General features: G+C 53.0%; 16 protein-coding genes and 1 other RNA gene. 11 read left to right on the forward strand and 6 right to left on the reverse strand.

The genetic code is table 11. The annotated features are described in order from the left end of the window. Positions 1-53: 53 nt before the first annotated feature. Positions 54-2,195: a DNA polymerase III subunit gamma/tau gene (dnaX, locus tag AC07T0_RS27310; protein WP_495004102.1), complete on the reverse strand. Its 2,142-nt coding sequence runs from the start codon at positions 2,193-2,195 to the stop codon at positions 54-56. A gap of 145 nt (positions 2,196-2,340) precedes the next feature. Here dnaX and AC07T0_RS27315 point away from each other — a divergent pair, with 145 nt between their 5' ends. Then, positions 2,341-3,117 carry a substrate-binding periplasmic protein gene (locus AC07T0_RS27315; RefSeq protein ID WP_495004103.1) on the forward strand — a complete coding sequence of 259 codons (777 nt, stop codon included), beginning with the start codon at positions 2,341-2,343 and terminating at the stop codon, positions 3,115-3,117. Here the strand turns inward: AC07T0_RS27315 and AC07T0_RS27320 are convergent. Next, complete coding sequence (locus tag AC07T0_RS27320; RefSeq protein ID WP_495004104.1) at positions 3,097-4,788, reverse strand: putative bifunctional diguanylate cyclase/phosphodiesterase; 1,692 nt, start codon at positions 4,786-4,788, stop codon at positions 3,097-3,099. The genes AC07T0_RS27315 and AC07T0_RS27320 overlap by 21 nt on opposite strands. A gap of 374 nt (positions 4,789-5,162) precedes the next feature. Here AC07T0_RS27320 and AC07T0_RS27325 point away from each other — a divergent pair, with 374 nt between their 5' ends. From AC07T0_RS27325 to AC07T0_RS27345, 5 genes are all read left to right on the forward strand, one after another. Continuing rightward, entirely contained in the window at positions 5,163-5,477 is a 315-nt protein-coding gene (locus AC07T0_RS27325; RefSeq protein WP_495004105.1) for a helix-turn-helix domain-containing protein, read from the forward strand. Between the two features lie 264 nt (positions 5,478-5,741). Next, positions 5,742-6,647: a DUF2167 domain-containing protein gene (locus AC07T0_RS27330; protein ID WP_495004106.1), complete on the forward strand. Its 906-nt coding sequence runs from the start codon at positions 5,742-5,744 to the stop codon at positions 6,645-6,647. A 219-nt stretch (positions 6,648-6,866) separates the two neighbouring features. Beyond that, positions 6,867-7,418, forward strand: a complete 552-nt coding sequence (locus tag AC07T0_RS27335) for a kinase inhibitor (RefSeq protein ID WP_495004107.1) — start codon at positions 6,867-6,869, stop codon at positions 7,416-7,418. 5 nt (positions 7,419-7,423) lie between these two features. Next, positions 7,424-8,245, forward strand: a complete 822-nt coding sequence (locus AC07T0_RS27340; protein WP_495004108.1) for a helix-turn-helix transcriptional regulator — start codon at positions 7,424-7,426, stop codon at positions 8,243-8,245. Between the two features lie 196 nt (positions 8,246-8,441). After that, positions 8,442-9,083, forward strand: coding sequence for a hypothetical protein (locus AC07T0_RS27345; RefSeq protein WP_495004109.1), 642 nt, complete (start codon positions 8,442-8,444; stop codon positions 9,081-9,083). Between the two features lie 195 nt (positions 9,084-9,278). Here AC07T0_RS27345 and ffs read toward each other — a convergent pair. Then, positions 9,279-9,363: signal recognition particle sRNA small type (gene ffs / locus AC07T0_RS27350), an RNA gene on the reverse strand. Between the two features lie 126 nt (positions 9,364-9,489). On the opposite strand from ffs, the gene AC07T0_RS27355 reads away from it, so the two are divergent. Together AC07T0_RS27355 and AC07T0_RS27360 are read left to right on the forward strand one after the other, a co-directional pair. Further along, positions 9,490-10,839: a site-specific integrase gene (locus AC07T0_RS27355; protein ID WP_495004110.1), complete on the forward strand. Its 1,350-nt coding sequence runs from the start codon at positions 9,490-9,492 to the stop codon at positions 10,837-10,839. 347 nt (positions 10,840-11,186) lie between these two features. Next, positions 11,187-12,761: a hypothetical protein gene (locus AC07T0_RS27360; RefSeq protein WP_495004111.1), complete on the forward strand. Its 1,575-nt coding sequence runs from the start codon at positions 11,187-11,189 to the stop codon at positions 12,759-12,761. An 874-nt stretch (positions 12,762-13,635) separates the two neighbouring features. On the opposite strand, the gene AC07T0_RS27365 is transcribed toward AC07T0_RS27360, so the two are convergent. Together AC07T0_RS27365 and AC07T0_RS27370 are read right to left on the reverse strand one after the other, a co-directional pair. Continuing rightward, on the reverse strand, positions 13,636-13,917 hold the full coding sequence (locus AC07T0_RS27365; protein ID WP_495004112.1) for a hypothetical protein: 282 nt from the start codon (positions 13,915-13,917) through the stop codon (positions 13,636-13,638). Between the two features lie 23 nt (positions 13,918-13,940). After that, on the reverse strand, positions 13,941-14,945 hold the full coding sequence (locus tag AC07T0_RS27370; protein ID WP_495004113.1) for a DUF4352 domain-containing protein: 1,005 nt from the start codon (positions 14,943-14,945) through the stop codon (positions 13,941-13,943). Positions 14,946-15,053: 108 nt separating this feature from the next. On the opposite strand from AC07T0_RS27370, the gene AC07T0_RS27375 reads away from it, so the two are divergent. Continuing rightward, positions 15,054-15,287 (forward strand): helix-turn-helix domain-containing protein, encoded by a 234-nt coding sequence (locus AC07T0_RS27375; protein WP_495004114.1) that lies wholly within the window; start codon positions 15,054-15,056, stop codon positions 15,285-15,287. Between the two features lie 180 nt (positions 15,288-15,467). On the opposite strand, the gene AC07T0_RS27380 is transcribed toward AC07T0_RS27375, so the two are convergent. Continuing rightward, positions 15,468-16,331 carry a DUF4238 domain-containing protein gene (locus AC07T0_RS27380; protein WP_495004115.1) on the reverse strand — a complete coding sequence of 288 codons (864 nt, stop codon included), beginning with the start codon at positions 16,329-16,331 and terminating at the stop codon, positions 15,468-15,470. Between the two features lie 1,607 nt (positions 16,332-17,938). On the opposite strand from AC07T0_RS27380, the gene AC07T0_RS27385 reads away from it, so the two are divergent. Together AC07T0_RS27385 and AC07T0_RS27390 are read left to right on the forward strand one after the other, a co-directional pair. Beyond that, positions 17,939-18,556 (forward strand): recombinase family protein, encoded by a 618-nt coding sequence (locus tag AC07T0_RS27385; RefSeq protein WP_495004116.1) that lies wholly within the window; start codon positions 17,939-17,941, stop codon positions 18,554-18,556. Between the two features lie 461 nt (positions 18,557-19,017). Further along, positions 19,018-20,010 (forward strand): hypothetical protein, encoded by a 993-nt coding sequence (locus AC07T0_RS27390; RefSeq protein ID WP_495004117.1) that lies wholly within the window; start codon positions 19,018-19,020, stop codon positions 20,008-20,010. Positions 20,011-20,226 lie beyond the last annotated feature (216 nt).

Here is a 20,226-nt window from a genome sequence, read left to right on the forward strand (position 1 = left end):
AGAGTTACATGTACAAAGAGACGCAAGGCCCAGGGCCTGACATCGTTCAGTTATTAGCCCTGGACCACCAGGGCATCGACAGGTTCGATTGTATCGCCACGGATCACCGCGCCGAACTGTTGCATCATCTGCTGGATGAGCGGGTCGGCATGAATCGACGCCACCGCTTCGTCCTGACGTTCGTGGCGCCGACGGGAAGCCGCCTGGGCCGGGGTTTCCTGCTCGGGCTTGATCAACTCGATGGTCAGCTTCAGGGGACGCCCGTGATACTGGTTCAAGGCGTCGTTGAGACGACGCTGCTGCGTGGCGTTGAACAAGGCGCTGTGGGCCGGGTCCAGGTGCAGCAGCCAGTCGTCACCGCTGACCGCCATCAGCGTGCAGTTGGCCGCAATGCTGCCGGTCATGCCGGAAACCGGCAGTTTCGGGAACAGTTCCAGCCACTCCAGCGCCAGGCCGGTGGCCGGTGCCGCAGCCGGTTGCGGCTCGGGCTCCGGTGCCGGATCGGCGGCGTGCTCACTGGCCAACTCGTCGAGGTAGCTGTAGGCCGAATCCATGTCCGGCTCGATATAGTCTTCATCCAGCGGCGGCTCGTCGTCCGGATCCAGCCCCGGTGTCGCGGCATCAACCTGGTCGGGCGTCGGCTCGGGCAGGCTCGCGGCGACCCATTCCGGCGCATCCGGGACAACACTGTCCGGGGTCGGCAGTGGCATCGCGGCCAGTTCCGGCTGCTCAGCCACAGTTTCCAGCAGCGGTGCGGCAGCGGGCTCCTGCACAACCTCTTCGGTCTCGATCGGATCGTTCCACGGCAGATCCACAGCATCCATCAGCGGAGCAACTGGAGCGGCCGGCGGCGCGACCTCGGCCACCCTCACAGCCGCCACTGGCGCGACCGCGACGGCTGCAACAACGGGCGCGGGTGGCGCGACCAGCGACGGCGCGACCTCGACGGGCACGGGGGTTGCCACCGGCGTCTCGACAACGGTTGCGACCACCGGCGCCACAGGGGTGGCTGGCGCGGACATAGCTGCGCCAGCCACGCTCCGTGCGGAATCAACTGTGGCCTGGCTGATCCCCACTGGCTTTAGCGGCGGTCTCGGCGGCGCCGTGCTGTCCGCTGGGCGGAACGCCAGCATGCGCAGCAGGACCATTTCGAAACCGCCTCGCGGGTCCGGCGCCAACGGCAAATCGCGTCGGCCGATCAAGCCCATCTGGTAATAAAACTGCACATCTTCGGCCGGCAGGGCCTGGGCCAGCGCCAACACACGGTCACGGTCGCCATGACCATTGTCGACACCCTCCGGCAACGCCTGGGCAATCGCCACCCGGTGCAGCACATTGAGGATTTCCGACAACACGCCATTCCAGTCCGGTCCCTGTTCGGCCAAATGCCGAACAGCTTCGAGCAGGGCCTTGGCATCGCCATCGATCAACGCCTGCAACACATCGAAAACCTGGCCATGGTCGAGGGTACCAAGCATCGCTCGCACATCGGCGGCCATGACCTTGCCTTCACCGAAGGCGATCGCCTGGTCGGTCAGGCTCATGGCATCGCGCATCGAACCGTCGGCGGCACGCCCGAGCAGCCACAGGGCATCGTCCTCGAACGGCACATTCTCGACCCCGAGTACGTGGGTCAGGTGCTCGACCACCCGCTCGGGGGTCATGTTCTTCAGGGAGAACTGCAGGCAACGCGACAAAATCGTTGCCGGGAGTTTCTGCGGATCCGTGGTCGCCAGGATGAACTTGACGTAGGGCGGCGGCTCTTCCAGGGTTTTCAGCAGCGCGTTGAAGGAGTGGCTGGACAGCATGTGCACTTCGTCGATCAGGTAGACCTTGAAGCGACCACGGCTCGGCGCGTACTGCACGTTGTCGAGCAGCTCGCGGGTGTCCTCGACCTTGGTCCGGCTCGCGGCGTCGATCTCGATCAGGTCGACGAAACGCCCCTCGTCGATCTCCCGGCAGACCGAGCAGGTTCCGCAAGGCGTCGAGGTAATGCCGGTCTCGCAGTTCAGGCACTTGGCGATAATCCGTGCGATGGTGGTCTTGCCGACCCCACGGGTACCGGTGAACAGGTAGGCGTGATGCAGCCGCTGGCTGTCCAGGGCATTGATCAGAGCCTTGAGCACATGGGTCTGGCCGACCATTTCGCGGAACGAGCGCGGACGCCATTTACGTGCAAGAACCTGATAACTCATCGATAACCATCGCGTCGGGGAAGCGGAAGACCGCTAATGCTAGCGGAGCAGGGGTAAAAATGCATCCGGCACGGGATGCTAATCTGGCTAAGCTGCACTTTGTGTAGAAATTGGCGGCCTCGTTGTACTCCCGCCGGAGAGTTTGATGCGTGCAGTTCTTTACGCCCTGGCCTTGATGACCGCCCCTGCTTTCGCCGCGCCGGCGCCGTTGCGCTTCTCCGTGGCCGAGAGCTGGAGCATGCCGCTCATAGAGATCGAGCACGGACAACCGACCCAGGGCATTTTGTATGACCTGATGACCAGCCTGGCCCACCAGGTCGGTAGTCCGGCCGAGTTTCATGTTCTGGCCCGCGCCCGGGTGCAAGGCGCCATGGAGCGCGGCGAAATCGATGTGCGCTGCTACGCTGCGCAATCCTGGATGCCAAACCAGTCCGGCGACTATATCTGGAGCATCCCGTTCCTGACCCAGCGTGACGTGCTGGTCAGCAAGACCAGGCCGACCGCTGCGCTGACCTTGCAAGATCTTGAGCCGCAACGACTCGGCACCGTACTGGGCTACACCTACCCATCCCTGCACACACAGTTCGAAAGCGGCCGGTTTCTGCGCGACGACGCGCGCAACCAGGAACAGGTTCTGCAAAAACTCGCGGCAGGCCGTTACGCCTACGCCATCAGCAGCCAACGGGGGCTGGACTGGTTCAACCAGACACAGATGCCGGATCGCCAGTTGCACGCGGTGATGGTCGTGCAGGAGCAAGCCGTGGGCTGCTTCGTGCGCAATGATCCGGCCCTGCCGGTACAACGCATCCTCAGGACCTTGCTGCGGATGAAAATGTCCGGGGAAATCGACCGAACCATCCGACTCTATACCGGGCATGATGACCAGACAGACGCCGTCGAGTCAGACGGCAGCGCGCCATAACGCCGGCGGTTCGAACGCCTCGACCCAGGCTGGTACCTCGTCCGCCGCCATCGGCCGGGCAATGAAGTAGCCCTGCGCCACATCACAACCCAGGCTCATCAGCAATCGGCCGTGCTCTGCTGACTCCAGGCCCTCGGCAATCACTTCCCGACCAAAGGCCCGGGCCAGGCCGATCACCGCCGTGGTCAGCGCCAGGTCATCCTGGTCATGGAGAATATCGCGCACGAACGAACGATCGATCTTGATCGTCTGGCTGGGCAAGCGCTTGAGGTAACTCAGGGACGAGTAACCAGTGCCGAAGTCATCCAGGGAAAAACGCACCCCCAGCGCCTGACAGTCTTGCAGGCACTGGCTCACCCGCTGGATGTTCTCGATGGCCATCGACTCGATGATTTCCAGGTCGAGCATATGCGGTGGCACTTCGGCATGGCGTACCAGCAAGGCGCGCAGGCGCTCGACAAAATCACCGCGCTGGAAATGCCGGGCGGCGATATTGAGGCTGACCGGCCACTCATGGCCGGCCTGGCGCCAGGCCTGCATCTGTGCCATGACCCGGTCGATGACCCACTCGCCGATATCGATGATCACATCGGTCTGCGCCACCAGCGGTAGAAATACCTGGGGCTGGAGCAGGCCATCGCGAGGATGCTGCCAGCGCATCAGCGCCTCGAACCCGACCACGCTGCCGGTACGCATATTGACCTTGGGTTGGTAAAATAGACGGAATTCGCCGTTGGCCAGGGCCTGGCGCATCGCTGCCACCGTCTGGTGGGTCGCCTTGACCTCCTGGTCCAGCGACACGTCGAACAAATGAAAGCGATTGCGCCCGCCCTGCTTGGCCAGGTACATCGCCTGGTCGGCATGGCGCAACAGGGTATCGGCGTCTTCGTCGTCGGCAGGAAACAGCGTCACGCCGATGCTGGCATCCACATGGATAGTCTGGCCGAGGATCGAATAGGGGGCGGAAATCGCCGCGAGCACCCGTTGCAGCGCGGCATGCAGTTCGTCGACGTCACGCACATAACGCAGGATCAGCACGAACTCGTCGCCAGCCAGCCGGGCCACCACATCCTCGCCGCGCATGATACCGCGCAGGCGTGCCGCCACTTCCACCAGGAGCGAGTCACCGCTGGCATGCCCGTAGCCATCGTTGACCGCCTTGAAGCCATCCAGGTCGAGCATGCACACCGCCAGCGGAATCTCTTCGCACCGGGAAAAATCCAGGGCCTGGTTCAACAGGTCCGAGAGAAACGCCCGATTGGGCAGGCCGGTCAACACATCGTGCCCCACCCGCCACTGCAGGGTATGCAACAGGCGCAACTTCTCGCTGACGTCGAAACGGATCGACACATATTTGCGCACCCGCCCCGTGGCCTCATCCAGCAGCGGCACCATGGTACTGTCGACCCAGTACAGGGAACCATCCTTGGCGCGGTTGCAGACTTCGCCTTTCCAGACCCGGCCCAGGGCGATGGTGCGCCACATGTCGACAAAGAACTCGGACGGGTGGTAACCGGAATTCAAGATCCGGTGATTCTGTCCCAACAGTTCGTCGCGGCTATAGCCGGAAATCGCGCAGAATGGATCGTTGACGTAAGTGATCCGTCCATTCAGGTCGGTCTCGGAGAAAATGGCGGCGACGTCCACGACCCTGCGATACGTCTCATCCATGAGTCAGTTCACCTGGGCAGCTAGAGGTTGTCCCGAATTCGCAGCACAACCGCGCCTGGCGGCATCGCCTGGCCGTACTTCGACGAAGATCAACTAGGATTAAATGAAGGTCATCAGCAGTCGGTACAGGCATTCGAGACCGTCCCGAAACCATGCGTTGCTCAGGGCGTATGACCGTCATGGCATGGGCACCGAAGAAATGCGCGGTTTTCCCGTTTCACAAATATTTCACCGGAAACTGGATCACCAAATACCTGTTCTAAATGCTGATTCTACGAATTACATCACATTATGCAACAGAAGGTGATGAACCATGGCGTTGTCTAATGTAAAGATTTATCGTTAAGTTCTTGATTCTAAATGGGAATTGAGCGATGGAAATTTCAAGTTTGGGTACGGCCATCAGGCGCTACCGCAAGGTAGCAGGGCTGACTCAGGCTGAACTCGGAGAGAAAACCGGTTTTGACCCTAAAACCATCAGCCGCTTCGAAACCGGCAGTTACACACCTAGCGTCGAGGCCTTGTTCCTGTTTGCCGACGTGCTGGGGGTGAAGCTCAAAGCCTTTTTCACAGATCTGGGTGACGAGGACGAACAACGTGCCTACCTGTTCGGCGTCATTCACAACGCTCCCCCGAAGGACCTGGGAAAGCTGATCGCGGCGGTCGATCTAGCCTTGTCCAAGCCTTAATCTCATGCCTGCCGGTTACCAGAATAAGCTCGCCAGACAGCTAAACGCTGCGCTGCCCAACCCCGCTGCCGCGGGGTTGGGCGGATACCGTCACGGGCTGTCGTCGCCCTTCCAGATTGAGCGCCAGCACACCCCCGTCATCCACCTCGCCCCCAGGCAGACAGGGGCGAACCCACCTGAAACCTGGCCATACCCAAGTTTGGTAATACAAAGTCACTTCCGTTATCCTGCCGGCAAAATTATTTCCAAATGTAAGGGACTACAATGAAACATCACCTGCGCCAGCTTTTGGCCGCGGTGGCGCTCAGCAGCCTCACGTTGCCTGCCTTGGCCACCAGCTCTCCCGCTCCGACGCCGACCGCCAGCACCCAGCCTCACCAAACGACCGAGCAATGGCTGACCACCCTCAAGCAGCAGCACGGCAATATCACCCTGCCCGGCGGCATTGCCACGCTGCAACTCAATGACGATTTCTACTACCTGTCGCCGGCCGACACCGAGCGCCTGCTGACCGAAGGCTGGGGCAACCCGCCCGGTCACAAAACCTTGGGCATGATCATTCCCAAGGCGGTCAGCCCGCTGACGGACAATGGCTGGGGCGTGATCGTCAGCTACAAGAACGACGGGCATATTTCCGACGATGACGCGGCCAAGATCGACTACGCCGACCTGCTCAAGCAGATGCAGGCCGGTGATGAGGAAAACAACCAGGAGCGGCGCAAACAGGGTTATGCCGGCCTGTCGCTGCTGGGCTGGGCCGAGCCACCGAGCTACGACCAGGGCAGCCACAAGATGTATTGGGCCCGTGAATTGAAGGCCGACGATGCGCAACAGACCACCCTGAACTACAGCATCCGCGTGCTGGGGCGCGAAGGTGTGCTGGAACTCAATGCGGTGGCGGCGATGGCCGATTTGCAGACCATCAAGCTGGAAACGCCGAAGATCCTCGCGTTCACCAACTTCACCGACGGCAACCGTTACGCCGACTACGACTCCAAGACCGACAAACTGGCGCCTTACGGGTTGGCGGCGTTGGTGGCGGGTGGTATTGCGGCCAAGGCCGGGCTGTTCGCCAAGATCGGCGTCATGTTGCTGGCGCTAAAGAAATTTATCGTGGTGGGTCTGGTGGTGGTTGCCGGGTTCTTTCGCAAGTTGTTCAAGCGTCAGTAACACGCCCCCCCCCCTGAGCTGGCTTGCCAGCGATAAACGTCAACGATAACGCGGAGCGCCTGACGCCCCGCCCTCTTCCGAAGACTATCGCACGAGCACGCCCGCTCCTGTAAAAAACACCCTGAGCGTTTCGGCACAATGGTCGAGCGCAACGGCACAACGGCCACTTCTCTCCCTTAATAGACTCGTATCTCCTCTCCCCACCCAGACGAGATCAGCATGAAAACCCGATTCCTCCTCACCGCCCTCACCCTCGGCCTGAGCCTCACCGCCCACGCCGCCGACTTCACCCTCACCAGCCGCGACATCGCCGACGGCAAGCCATTGAGCAGCCGCGAAGTGTTCCAGGGCTTTGGCTGCGAAGGCGGCAATACCTCGCCTGAGCTGTCCTGGCAAAACGCCCCGGCCGGCACCAAAAGCTTCGCCATCACCGCCTACGATCCCGATGCACCCACCGGCAGTGGCTGGTGGCACTGGACAGTCGTCAACCTGCCGACTACTACCCACGAACTGCCTTCCGGCGCAGGCAACCCCACGGCCAGCCAACTGCCCGCAGGTGCCGTCCAGGGCCGCACCGACTACGGTCAGCCAGGCTTCGGCGGCGCCTGCCCACCGGTCGGCGACAAACCGCATCGTTATCAATTCACCGTCTGGGCCCTGAAGGTCGATAAACTGCCGGTCAATGAACAATCCAGCGGCGCCATGGTAGGTTACATGCTCAACGCCAACGTACTGGCCAAGGCCACCCTCACCGCCCCTTACGGACGCTAGGAACCATGAACGCCCCCGCCGGCATCCAGCATCGCCAAAGCCGTATCGGCGCCAGTGTCATACAGGCGCGCCAGCCCCATGCACTACAACGGGTGCCGATTTTCGTCAGCACCCTGTGCCGTGTTCGCCAGGGCGAAAAGTTGATGGGCTGGGATGAACGACAAATGCGCGTGGGTTCACGGCATCTGATCCTGATGCCCGCGGGGTGCGAAGTGGGGATCAGCAACTATCCCGGGGCACAGGGTTACTACATCGCCGATGCGGTGACCTTTCCCACAGAGTTGTTGCGGGCGTTCAGCGTCCGTTACAGCCAGCAGATCAACACCTTTCCCGGGCGCGCGGCAACGCAGGAGTTGTGCGTACCGCTGGATCGGCATACGACCCAGGCCTGGGAAAACCTGCTGGACTGCATCAATGCCGACTCGCCGGACGCTTTGCGTACGCATTACGCGGAAGCGGTGTTGTTGGCGTTGGCCCTCGGGGGTTGGGCCGGGCCGTTGTTACTGGATCGCCACGATCCGCTGTGCGAGCGCGTGCAGCAGATTCTCATGAGCGACCCGGCGCGGGACTGGACCGTTGCCAGCGTCGCCGAGCGCCTGAACCTCGGCGCCTCGACATTGCGCCGACAGTTGGCGAACGAGGATGACAGTTTCAGCAATATCCTTGAGAACGTCAGGCTGGGGATGGCGTTGCAGTGGTTGCAGGTGACACCGCGGCCGATCGGGGAAATTGCCGCGGCCAGTGGCTATGCCTCGGCTTCACGGTTTGCGGTGCGCTTTCGCAAGCATTACGGGCTGTCGCCGCGGGAGTTGCGCGCGGCGCTTTAGGAACTTTCACACGTTACTCAAGCGCTGCCCCCCCTATGTCCCCGCATTCATAGCTTGAGCACAGAAATATCTCATCACGCTTGATAACTTGCCCTCTCTCCTACCGATAAAATACCCTTTTCTCCAACTACTAAATTCCTTGAACTGGCGGTGTTTTTCTTACCGACAAGCATCCATTTAATATCTGGAAAGCATTATGAACGGCCACAATCTGACTTTTAGGAACAATCCGATATGGTATGTCGCTCAGCGAGCGATAAACAATGTTTCGTGGTTCATGAAAGACCAGGCGAACAGCACCAACCAACAGCGAAACAGGGTCCTTAACAGTATCAAGTCAGGCGCTTTCGACCTGTTGGGTGACGGGCAGGCGAAAGAAGTCATACTGGCACCAACCGGCAATCCCCCACATACCGACCCCTTGATCACCGCCTACTGGTGTCCTTTCATCCAAGGCAATGTACTGCCTGGCTTTGTTGATATACCACGGCACAATCCACAGCATAACTTTGTATTTACCGCTGCCATGAATGGATGCGCGCTGGTCGCGACGACCTCTCCAGCGGGCAGCAACATGCTCAGGATTTACCATCACCAACACCCGGACAGTACACATATCAATCAACTGATCCTGGCCCAGGGGCAATCCATTATTTCCTGTATTGATGCTAATGATTATTGCCGTAGCGACCAGAGATACCCTGCGCCTAACGCCTTCAACTTCCTGTTTTACAAAGAGGGAAAATGGAAGTATGTCGTACAGCCGCAAACTTTCAACATGCTGACCCATGAGGTGGCGCTGAACCCGGCCATACAACCGAAGGTAGTGGATGTCTGACAGTTTATTTATTTCAGCCGTCTCTTTCCTTGTCCCACCCCTGTGATATCGCCAAGGGACCCGGCAGTTTCTCAAATGATCGACAGAAAGCCGAAATTTCAGGCACAGGAAAAAACGCTGAGCTTGATGCGACGCAGCTTTTTGGGAGTAGAACGATTTTTAGCGGGAGAGGAGCGTTATGGAGGCAACCCCACCAGCCACACCCCGGCACACAATGTTCCCGCTGTGGCTGCTTCCTTCCGGATCTGACCAGGTTCACGGGTAATCGTTGCGGGGCCTTGTATTACGGGGGTTCAGGCTGTTTAGGTTGCTTCCAATCATCCGTACCAACACCCGGCACGGACAGTCAGAACTTGGGGTGTAGCCAGCACTGTCACACATTGCTGTCACACATCGGTGTCACACCATGGCCTATCTGATCCGTCGCGGACCCTGTTATTACCTAAACCTCCGGCTCCCCCAACACCTGTTCCCACGCTGTCACACCTTACGTTTGAGCCTAAATGTTCGGCACCGGCAGAGCGCCCTATTCCTCGCGACCGCCCTCGCCCAGCAGGTACATGGACACCTGTCCGAACACCCTCTGGCAGACCTTCAGACGCTGCGTAGGCTTTGCACTCAATGGCGAGATGCATACCCTGCCCCATCCTCAATGCATCGCTCACACCAGCCTATAGTCAAGCCCGCGAAACCCATCGCTGATGGTCCCGCCCTGTCTACCCTGTCAAAGCTCTATATAGAAGAAGGGAAACGCGGCGGTACATGGAGAACCGTCAGTACCTTCGAGGTGGAACGTGCACTACGCGATCTGTTCGATCTGATGGGCGATATGCCCATCGAAGCCTTCGACACTCAACAAGCCCGACTGCTGAAAGAACGGTTGAGCCGCTGCCCGCAATACTTCGGCCTACGCCCCGAATTCGAAGGGAAGACTCTGCGACAGGTCGTCGAATCGGGTGGCACGCACAAGACCATTACGGCGGTAACGGTGAACAATCGGCTACGCAAACTTTCGGCGTTTATGAACTGGTGCAAGGCCAACGGCTATATCACCGACAACCCACTGGCCGGACTCAAGATGATGACCGGTGCATCCAAGGAGGCCCGCTTGTCATTCGACAATGGCGACCTACGCACACTCCTTGATCTGAACACACTCCTGGCTGAAGCACGCAAGCATCCATGGCGTTACTGGTTACCGCTGCTGGGTAGAAGCACAGGAGCACGACTCGAAGAGCTTTGCCAACTGCGCGTGGATGACTTCATCGAACAACAAGGAATCCAGTGCCTACGCATCGACGACACCCATGAAGGACAGAACCTCAAGAATGCCAGCAGTCGTCGCTTACTCCCGATCCACCCCACCCTGATCGAACTCGGTTTGCTACGACACGTGGAGAAGGTCAGGACCAGCGGAGCAGATCGTCTGTTCCGTGAACTTGAACCCGTACGGGGAAAGCTGGGCCATGCACCGTCGAAGTGGTTCGGACGTTACAAGACAAAACGCGGAATCGTCGACCCCAAGAAAACCTTCCACAGCTTTCGGCACACGTTGATTGATGATCTCCGGGATGCAGGGGTCCAGGACTCGCTAATCAAACGTATTGTAGGGCACGAGGACGGCGCAGTGACATTCAGCATCTACGGCAGTCGCAGCCCATTGAGGGCTATGGTGGACGCACTGCGACAGGTTGAACTGGCACCTCAAGCTCAAGCCATACAATCATTCATGGGTTCGGAGAGCAACGGTGAATGACATCCGCTTGCTGGTCGATATGATTCCCAAAAAATAGAAAAGGGGTGCATCTCAAAGCTGTTTCCACCGAGAAGGCACCCCAGGCAATTACATCAAAAAGAAATAATTAACACCACAGTACACCACCAACAAAACAGCGCCCACAACGATTCAATCAAATAATCATTCAATACAAGCAAGCAAACCCCAAACAACATCATCACCCCCTAAAATTAAAAATCTTGATTCTGTTTAGAATCGTCCCAAACCACGGTATAGTTATCTCAACTCCCAAGCAATGACAGCTGACGACGATCACCGTCGTTATCAGCAGGGATTAATTCACCCATAAGAAAGGTACATTCGTAATGCCCACCAAGTATATTCACACCGCCATTGCGGCACCAGGCGCTGGAAAAACGCAAGCCGTAATCAACATGATCCCAGACTATATTAATTATGGATTCAACGTTGTCATGGCGCTCCCAACGCTGAAATTAAACGATGACATCTTGAAAACCATGAAGAAGGCAAATCTAGCCCCCCTGATCATTAACAGTGATCAGGATGAAATCAAACACAATAAAACATCGGTAACAAGGGTCCTGGCCCAAGCTCTTAAGAACAAGGCTAATCCGTTGATTGTCACCACCCACGACTCCTTGAGACGTACCGACCCTGTTCTTCTCAAAGGTTATATCTTGATCATTGATGAGCTTCCAGAAATCATGGATATCAATCATTTTTCCATGAAGTCTAAAGAAGCAGAAACAATCTTTGCAACCACCGAAGCCTTTAATAATCAACTGCAAATCAAGGAAGGTCTGCTTACGGAAATAAAGGCTCGGGTAAAAACGTACAAATCATCAATGTCTAACAAGGATAACACGTCTACATTATCGGCAGTTGAACATAAGATTTATGACACAATCTTGACCGGAAATATCGTACTCTTTGAAACGGAAAAAGGCGGCTTTATCAATTTCCACACTATTGTTGATAAAACCGTGTTTGATCAGATTGATCGGGCAAGGGAAACCCATATCTTGGCTGCGAATATTGAAGGGGGATTCTTTGACCTTTTTGCGAAGAGAAGGGGCTACAAATACACACGCTCGAAGTTCACCCCAGAACCGTCAAAATATAACTGCCCCATCTATATTTATCCGATGTTAAACGGTAGCTGGTCAAAAACAAAAGTACTAGCAAATGAAGAAGGAAACCTGGGATACACTCATGACGGGCAGAATAATCAAATCATTGATCGGGTATTTGAAACAGCAATCCAGCATTCTCCAAATGAAAATTTCTTGGTCATTCAGAACTCGTGGTCGAAATTTAGTGATAGATATCGGCCCTCGACCCAAAAAGTGAATACTGAAATTAAATTTGTCCCGATGGATTGTCGCGGGCTGAACTGCTACCAGAACAGCACCGCTGCCTTACTGTTGTTTTCCGGAAAACCAAGCCCAAACGATACAATTTGTCTAAAGGTTGTAGGTGACAGGTACGGCATTAATTTAACTGAGCTAATTAAAGCTTGGATTGTTAAAAACAAGAATGAAGCAAGCTTACAAGCTATCACCCGCACTGCAATCCGAACTCGGGACAATACCAAACCTGTGTATTTTTATGTGCAGGATACAGAAGTCGCAAACTATTTAAAGCAAACGTACATGAAAGATGCTGTGATTGATCATCGACTTACGTTGACCATTGCTGCGAAACCAGACGGTCGGTCCAAAACTCCACCTGATGAAAAGACCAAAGCTATCAATTTCATTAAACAATCGTTCAATAACGGCTTGAAGCAGGCCGAAATTAACAAGGTTGTGATGGAGCTTTGGAAGGTAGCCGAGAGAACTGCCCGTACATGGACAAAAAACGTACGCGAAAGCTTACCAGTCAAGCCTGCCGAAGGACTGGAACAGTTCTTCGTATAATACTGATTCCGCCCGGTGAAAGCTGGGCGGCTAGCCTGCATAAAAACGGCCGCATCCCTAAGAATACTTCTTAGAGATACAGCCAACTTTTAAAATCTTCAAGCATATTCTAAAACCAGAATAGCCATCCTAAGCACAGAGAAGATTAGAACGCACGAAGTGTGTTCTACGCGAAGCGTGCACCTAGAACAACCTGACGAACTGAACACTATAGTGATTTTAGATTTCAAAACCACTAGAACCATCAATTCTCAGCAGACGGCTTGGATCTTCGAATACCGCCAAAAACTAGGAGCATTTGAACTCTATCAAACCTTAAAATAGCAATCGGTTCATATGGGTCTACCCAGCCCTGCGGGTGCACTCGCAAGCTCGTGCATACCCATATCGACTTCGCAGAATCCCACCAGTTCATTGAAACGCTTTTAACGGTATATACCTCCGAGAAGAGAGTCCGTTCCATTCGCCTACGGCGTTGTTTCGGGTGTACTTGACGAACACCAGAAACATCAAGCCCCCTCCTATGCAGCCATATCACATCCCCTCGCCGAAATCATCAATATTTTTATATAAATATTTTGCAGCATTTTGGTTTCCAAACATCTACCTCAGCTCTTCCTAGAAAACCAAACCTTAGCAGTACATCTGTTACACCAGTACACCAAAGCATCTGTTCTAGGCAGATTTTATTGGATGTCATTCATCAGACCATCCGACACAAGTACTATGTATCTTTTGTATACTTAGACGTTACACCATTCCTTCTCATGACCTAATAAATCAAGGGCATCTTGGATGACACAACAAAAGCGGCACACATGAAAAAGCCCCTAAAAGCGAGGCTTCGTACTACTGTGTTATCCGGTTTTCAAACCTAGCCAAATGCAGCAAGTATCAGTAGTGATGCAATAGTTACGACTACTGACGCAGCAGTCCATTTGATCGAGCCGAGAAAAGTGGACTTACTGGCCATCCCGAATCGAAACCCAAGTAGCCACAACCTCCACTTATTGGCCGAATACATCACCATCGGTGCAACAATAGCAGCAAGTATCCAGAATAGGATACCCGGTTCTTGATTGACCTTGGTTCCTGCAAGCGCAAACCGTGCAAATCCCGTAATAATTACAATAACCATCAACGCGAATTTGTTCATAACATCCTCTACAAATTGAGTAATTAGATCGACCCACATGATACTGTCACATCATCCGTACGTTCATCCGGCTGCCAGACAACCTTACCGGCCAAATCAATCGGGACTCGAAAGACCAACTTAGTGCGATATGATATCAAAGGATTCAAAGATTCGGTGCCGGGTCCAAAACCGCTCTCATTTACCATTTCAATTTTATCGAACTTATATACTTTTCCATTCTTACTGATCATTACAGCACCGGGAAACATATATTTGCTAGATGTCGACACATTTTTAAAACTGGCATCGACAATCAGGAACTTAGAACCATTCCAGGTTTTCGGTTCTAAGAATGGGTTTAACGTTCCGACTTTTCCACGTGCCACACAGGAATTCGCAGTAATCTTAAAGCCACCTATAGTAGCTGCATTACCTTTGGGGGTCAGCAGACGTTTTTTGTGGGTTTCTTCTTCATCATGGACACCTTTGGCATAATCTTCTCTATCAGCCTTCTCTGCTGCTAGAAGATTGACGTGTTCTGTGGTCCGATTGAGAAGCCACTGAAAGTAACTTTTCAATTCCTTATTGGCCTTGGAGCCCACATCAACATAAGCCTCAACGAAATGGCATCTATACGCATTGTTCAGATAGGTTTCATCAACATTCTTTCCTATAGAGAACATGTCTAAAAAGTAACCAAAATCCCTTTCTACGGTATCTTGCGCAAAATCAAGATTTTCAGGCTTCTTCAACGTTTGCAAGAGCATAACCAACTCAGCATCATTCGAGAGGGGTGTATAGTCTTGGCTAATGGAGTTTTTCTTTAACATCTTATCAATTAGCTCATCGTACCCAGAATCATTAGCAGGTCGCGACAGCTTTGGGCACTCAGATTTGAGCTTTGCAATGTCTTCTTTGTCATCGGCGAATGCGTGTATTGCAACGCACATCAGCCCGTACAGCAGCAGTTGTCTAGAGACCTTGACTGTCCTGACGCCCGCCAGGTAGGCCAGCGGTATGCTGGGCATTGCGGTGTTGAGCTTCATTGGGTACCCCGTTAGCTGCGATTTTGACATCAATATTCACAGTATACTGTGAGGACGTATCGGCAGTCATCCCCGACAGTGGCCCGTCTTTGAGATGGGGTTGCAAACGTGGATATCGGCTTAGCTTTCGGAAAGGTATTGCGCCAAAAACGTAAGGAAGCGGGGCTGACTCAAGAGCAGCTTGCACATGACGCTGATGTGCAGCGTAACTATGTCAGCCTGATAGAACGAGGCATTCACTACCCTACGATTGCAGTGCTGTTCAAGCTCGCAAACGCCTTGAAATGCCCACCGTCCGAATTGGTATCCGATTTGGAAAAGATGTTGGATCAACAGCCGTAACCCATACTGCCGATCCAATGACCTCGTTCGACTCTCTGCCGCTCACCCGGTGCAGACAGTACTCTGCTTTCACCGGATGTCAGTACGTCGTATTGGGTGAGGCCCTACTTGTTTTCTCTGACAGGCTTGGACCGCCGCCGCTCTTGCAAGGTCTGCAAACAGCAGAGCTGGAAATACTCATCACGCTCTGTGAAGCTCTTTTAGAGCCTTGTTGAACTTTGTATGCGTTTCATCACTCAACCTCTCACCAGAAATAATATACCTCTCCGAACTACGAATAACCATAATGTTATATGTCACTGACAGAATCGATATGAGTTCATCGTCAACGCCAAGTGATTCAGTCGCTAAAATCAATAGCTTGCGGGGAGAAATTGCTAGCCTGATAAGACTCGGCTCGTAGTTTGTGTTTTCTCCGTTATCTACTATCAGCGCATCATCACCCAAAATAAAATGTTCGCCCTTGGTGGTCAGCTCAACAACGACCCACTCCATTTGACTTATTGACTCAACGAACTTCGGATCAACAATTCTCTCCATCATGAAGCCTAGGGTTACATTATCCCTTATCGCCTCAACGTCTATATTGCTACGCTCTATGGCCGCAAAAATATTTGGTTTAACTTTTTTAAGACCATCGAGATACTCGTCTACTGGGGAGGCATTCTTGTAAGCCTCAAGTTTTTTAGGTGTCCTCTCTATCATGGACGCAATGAATTTAGACCAGACAGTTTTTTCATTCGAAGTTAGCGAGCCAACCCCCTCACATACTAACTTTTTGTGAATAATTGACGACTGGTCATCAATTCCACCCATAAACGTCCTTTCGATTTCATCAGAAGGCCCGCTACTAGCTGAATATTCTGGTTTTAACGTGTACAGGTTTTCTACATATGCAATGGACGCCGGGTCACCTTCCCTGCATGAAATCCCCCCTCCAGCATTCCGCTGATAAATCCATAGCTTTCCATTTTCATCTCTCCACTGATTGAGGAAAAATCTTGGTATAAAATGGTGTTTTTTCGACCTCAGCTTATCGGACATAATCATTCTCAATGAAGGGAAATCTAAACTTCATGGTAGACCAGAAGCGCTCTTTCACCATGCACAATAATGTATCACTGATCTGTCCGCTAGCCCGTAATTTCGATACTAACGACTGATCAAGACTTACGAATAGCACACGAGGGAATGCGACAGGAGCAGAACATTGACAAAACCCTTTCGTCAAAAATCAGCTATCAAAGATAGTCTACTTGTTCGGTAGCCCGGTGCTGCATCTAATCCAGTCATCACCCCCTATGGTATAGGGCTTTGCGATCAATTATATAGCTCTATAAATTTCTGATAATGATCAAACGATAAAAATAGGCGCCACCTTCAGAGCCTTGGCTCTGGGAGCCTCCACAAATGCCCGGCATTCAAGGTAAAACTTACAGGACGAGACACATACCCTTCCTGTGGTGCGACACATACAGTCAGATACTCTTGGAGCGAAACCCCTGATAGATCCAATTAATAGTCCGACCACCGAGATATGTGACTATACAGATGCCGAGCCAAACCCCAAACAATTGAATGACACGCCCTACTTGATTCATCGTCAGGCTCTCAAGTTGAACTCTCAACCGATTGTCACTTTCTACAATGTCTGCCTGAAGACTAGTCAAGGAAGCCCTACCCTCAGCATTATTGTAGAACGCTATTGCTTCGACGTTACCTGATTCGATAATAGCGATTCGTTCTTTCCAGCGCCCCACTTCATAATCGTGATAACTACGAAACCGACTCTCCATTGGAAACATGCGATTTTCTGAATATATTATGAAAACTGCCAGAACAACACTTGCCACTAGTCCAAGCCGCTGCCATCCGTTCATGCCGTTCGCCAACCCCTGCAATAGTTGTTTTGGCTATTATCCACGATGGCGATCAGCCAGACAATGCCCCATGAGAGAACCGAACGAAAGCAATGGAGTCGATACGAGAAAACCCAACAATAGCCTACCGGCTTAATCGGGTATCCAACCACCTAAATGTTTAGGCGGCGGGCTTTCGCCCAGTACTTCTGGGGCATTGGCAGAACAGGACACTAAGCTTATTACTGTATAACACCGAAATACTTGTTTTCAGGCGGAATCTTCAAACAGTGGAGCATACCTTGTTCAGATTGAAGCACACATTTGGCACCTCCACTGCGTACAACAGGTCTTAACTTACTTTTTGTCCGGATTGTGTACCGGGAGCGTCTTATGCTTGTCTTTGTTTGGCGGGTTTACATGATGCCTTCTGTCGTCCTTTCCATCTTCTCGTGCCGGTTTTGGTCCAGGCTTAATGTCGGTAAGCATATTTTTTCCTTGTATTTTCAGGATTTGATTTCCAAATGCGAAGTAGAGAAACGGTCGCATCTACGGCTTGCAACGTTTCCAGCTTCGCATGGATAGATAGCATCAATTTGCCATAGGTCAAGGTAAGTGGCCTTCAGGTCACCTTACCTCCCCGCCCCAGAGGGTGCTGATCGCTATCAAAGAACTCTACTTGTTTGGTAGTTCGATTACCTTTCGCTGACCGCTATCAAATTTCTATTGCTGATAGCTATCTGATCAAATTATCATTAGCCTAACAGATTAGACTATAAAGGATAGTAAGCCATGATCGCTCACCTTTACCTACGAGCATCCACAAAGGACCAAGACGCCAACCGTGCCAAGGTATCCTTGGAAGCGTTCGCTGCTGACAAGGGCCTGAACATCGCTGGGATCTATGCCGAGAACATCAGCGGTACAAAGTTGAACCGCCCTGAGTTGATGCGTCTGCTTGATGTGGCTGAAGCTGGTCAGTGTATCCTGTGCGAATCTGTGGACAGGCTGTCCCGGCTGTCGCAGTCTGATTGGGAAACCCTGAAAACCACGATCAAAGCCAAGGGCCTTCGGCTTGTAATCGCTGACTTGCCCACCTCTCATATGATGATCGAAGACAGGGGCATCACCGGCCAGATTATGGAGGTCATCAACAACATGTTACTGGACCTCATGGCAACAATGTCGCGTCTGGACCAAGAAAAGAGGGTAGAAAGGATCAAGCAAGGCTTGGCAAACAAACGTCTTGCAGATCCAGACTGGAAGCCAAAGGGTAAAGGCAGGAATGCTGAAAAATGGGAAAAGATTCAGTCGTTAATTACCAAACATCCCGGAATGTCGGCAGATGACATAGCCAAACTCGCAGATGTGGGCGTTGCTACGGTCTACCGGGTCAAGCGTGGGGCCTAACCCCCCCTACACCGGGGGGTATAGATTTACGGTGGTTCCATACAATCACCAGTATCTACTAGCGGGTACATGTACCTGGTTCCGTTTTATGGGATGAAGAAAATCTAGGCATCCAAAATTTCTATTGTGCGCAATTGCATACCACTTGATCACCAAATCGCATCAGCACTGACCAGCAAATTACATTGGTGTCGATCACCGTTTGCATGCAGTTTGACCAATGCACGCCGAAAAAATGACAGGCAGAGAACGACCATAAGTGCTCCTTCTTCGCGGGTCTATACTGGTCAGTTGGACGATTGCTTCACCCAACTGGCTGATGCTCGCTTTGCCACGATCTCGGTCTTCTCATCGGTGCCAACGCGGTCCTACGACGCCAGCAAACCATAGGGATGCCCAGTTCACGGGGTTCGCTCAGGCGGGTACTATGAATACGGAATCTTCAGCTGGAGTTCGCCATTATGGCAAGATCGAAAATCCTCGATGCCCCGCGAAAACAAAAAATCAAAAAGAATGCTCCCTTCGATTTGTCAGTGATTACAGCGGAATACCCATATTTTTCACAACTGCTTGCCATCGCTGTTGGTCAGCTCAAGGAACTGCCGGATTTTTCTGATGACGAAAAAATCGCAGTGATGTCGGACTTTGGTGGTGAACATCCGGGTGCGCACTTTAACACCTATTCGTTTCTGATCTTGGCTTACAACAAGGTCGGTCCGTTCATGGAGCAGGTTGAAGAGCTAAGGCGAAAGCATGGCTTACTCGAACCCTACAGCGAGTTTGCATTCAAAGACCTGAGATATGGATCAAGGAGTCGGGCCTTGCCGGAGTTCCTTCGTATAGTGGACAACTTCATCCACGGCGCGGTTGTTACTATCGCCATCGACAAGCAAGTCGACACAGTATTTGGTGTTTCAAAGAAGGAAGCGTACCCGTTCCTTGAGGAGCAACTTTTTACCATGGGTTTGGGTAAATGGAAAGGTGCGGCTGCAGAGAAAGTTCTCCGCGTTTGCCATTCGATCGCATTGTTTACCGCTCTAACTACAAGAGAAAACCAACGCTTACTTTGGTATTGTGATAACGACGCTATAAACGAGAATGCACGGGATAGAAGTTTCGCAGATACACAGCAAATATTTCTCCGGACTCTTGGTATGTACTCTAAGCACAAGTTTGATCTTGTTGGGTTTGGTAAGTCATTCGATGGGAAATCCCACCTGGATGATCTACTGAGTATTCCAGATTTTGCTGCGGGCGTGGTTCAGGATCTCCTAAAGTCTCACAAAACTGGAGATGACAACATTCCCGGCGGTGAGGGAAAGATAGAGTTATTGAAATGGATGGTGACGAAAAGTAAGTTTCTATCCAAGATTACAATTCAAGTCAATAGACTTGCTAGCGGGGAGCTTGGTTGCGGGGTGGTCGATTTTTCGCCCGCGAAGCCGAGCAGCTGAACCATCAACTTGGTCTTCTATGGACGGCAGATTCATCTCAATAACTGTCATTGAGTCGGCGCAGGATAATACGTAAGGCCAAGTCCAAGAGGGCAAAGCGAACACCTATCAATACTACCGCTTAAATCGCTTCATGTTGACATACCAGCTTGGACAGGGCTATAGGAAGGGGTGGCACAGGGGGACCGACTACCTGTTCTCAGAAAGGCCCTAAAG

The sequence above is a fragment of the Pseudomonas sp. GW821-FHT04D07 genome (genome assembly GCF_059420225.1).

What these genes read in the sequence shown, in the direction of transcription:
- dnaX (WP_495004102.1), bottom strand. Translation starts at nt 2,195, where the DNA reads ATGAGTTATCAGGTTCTTGCACGTAAATGGCGTCCGCGCTCGTTCCGC.
- AC07T0_RS27345 (WP_495004109.1), top strand. Translation starts at nt 8,442, where the DNA reads ATGAACGGCCACAATCTGACTTTTAGGAACAATCCGATATGGTATGTC.
- AC07T0_RS27390 (WP_495004117.1), top strand. Translation starts at nt 19,018, where the DNA reads ATGGCAAGATCGAAAATCCTCGATGCCCCGCGAAAACAAAAAATCAAA.
- AC07T0_RS27325 (WP_495004105.1), top strand. Translation starts at nt 5,163, where the DNA reads ATGGAAATTTCAAGTTTGGGTACGGCCATCAGGCGCTACCGCAAGGTA.
- AC07T0_RS27330 (WP_495004106.1), top strand. Translation starts at nt 5,742, where the DNA reads ATGAAACATCACCTGCGCCAGCTTTTGGCCGCGGTGGCGCTCAGCAGC.
- AC07T0_RS27340 (WP_495004108.1), top strand. Translation starts at nt 7,424, where the DNA reads ATGAACGCCCCCGCCGGCATCCAGCATCGCCAAAGCCGTATCGGCGCC.
- AC07T0_RS27315 (WP_495004103.1), top strand. Translation starts at nt 2,341, where the DNA reads ATGCGTGCAGTTCTTTACGCCCTGGCCTTGATGACCGCCCCTGCTTTC.
- AC07T0_RS27320 (WP_495004104.1), bottom strand. Translation starts at nt 4,788, where the DNA reads ATGGATGAGACGTATCGCAGGGTCGTGGACGTCGCCGCCATTTTCTCC.
- AC07T0_RS27360 (WP_495004111.1), top strand. Translation starts at nt 11,187, where the DNA reads ATGCCCACCAAGTATATTCACACCGCCATTGCGGCACCAGGCGCTGGA.
- AC07T0_RS27370 (WP_495004113.1), bottom strand. Translation starts at nt 14,945, where the DNA reads ATGAAGCTCAACACCGCAATGCCCAGCATACCGCTGGCCTACCTGGCG.
- AC07T0_RS27355 (WP_495004110.1), top strand. Translation starts at nt 9,490, where the DNA reads ATGGCCTATCTGATCCGTCGCGGACCCTGTTATTACCTAAACCTCCGG.
- AC07T0_RS27385 (WP_495004116.1), top strand. Translation starts at nt 17,939, where the DNA reads ATGATCGCTCACCTTTACCTACGAGCATCCACAAAGGACCAAGACGCC.
- AC07T0_RS27335 (WP_495004107.1), top strand. Translation starts at nt 6,867, where the DNA reads ATGAAAACCCGATTCCTCCTCACCGCCCTCACCCTCGGCCTGAGCCTC.
- AC07T0_RS27380 (WP_495004115.1), bottom strand. Translation starts at nt 16,331, where the DNA reads ATGTCCGATAAGCTGAGGTCGAAAAAACACCATTTTATACCAAGATTT.
- AC07T0_RS27365 (WP_495004112.1), bottom strand. Translation starts at nt 13,917, where the DNA reads ATGAACAAATTCGCGTTGATGGTTATTGTAATTATTACGGGATTTGCA.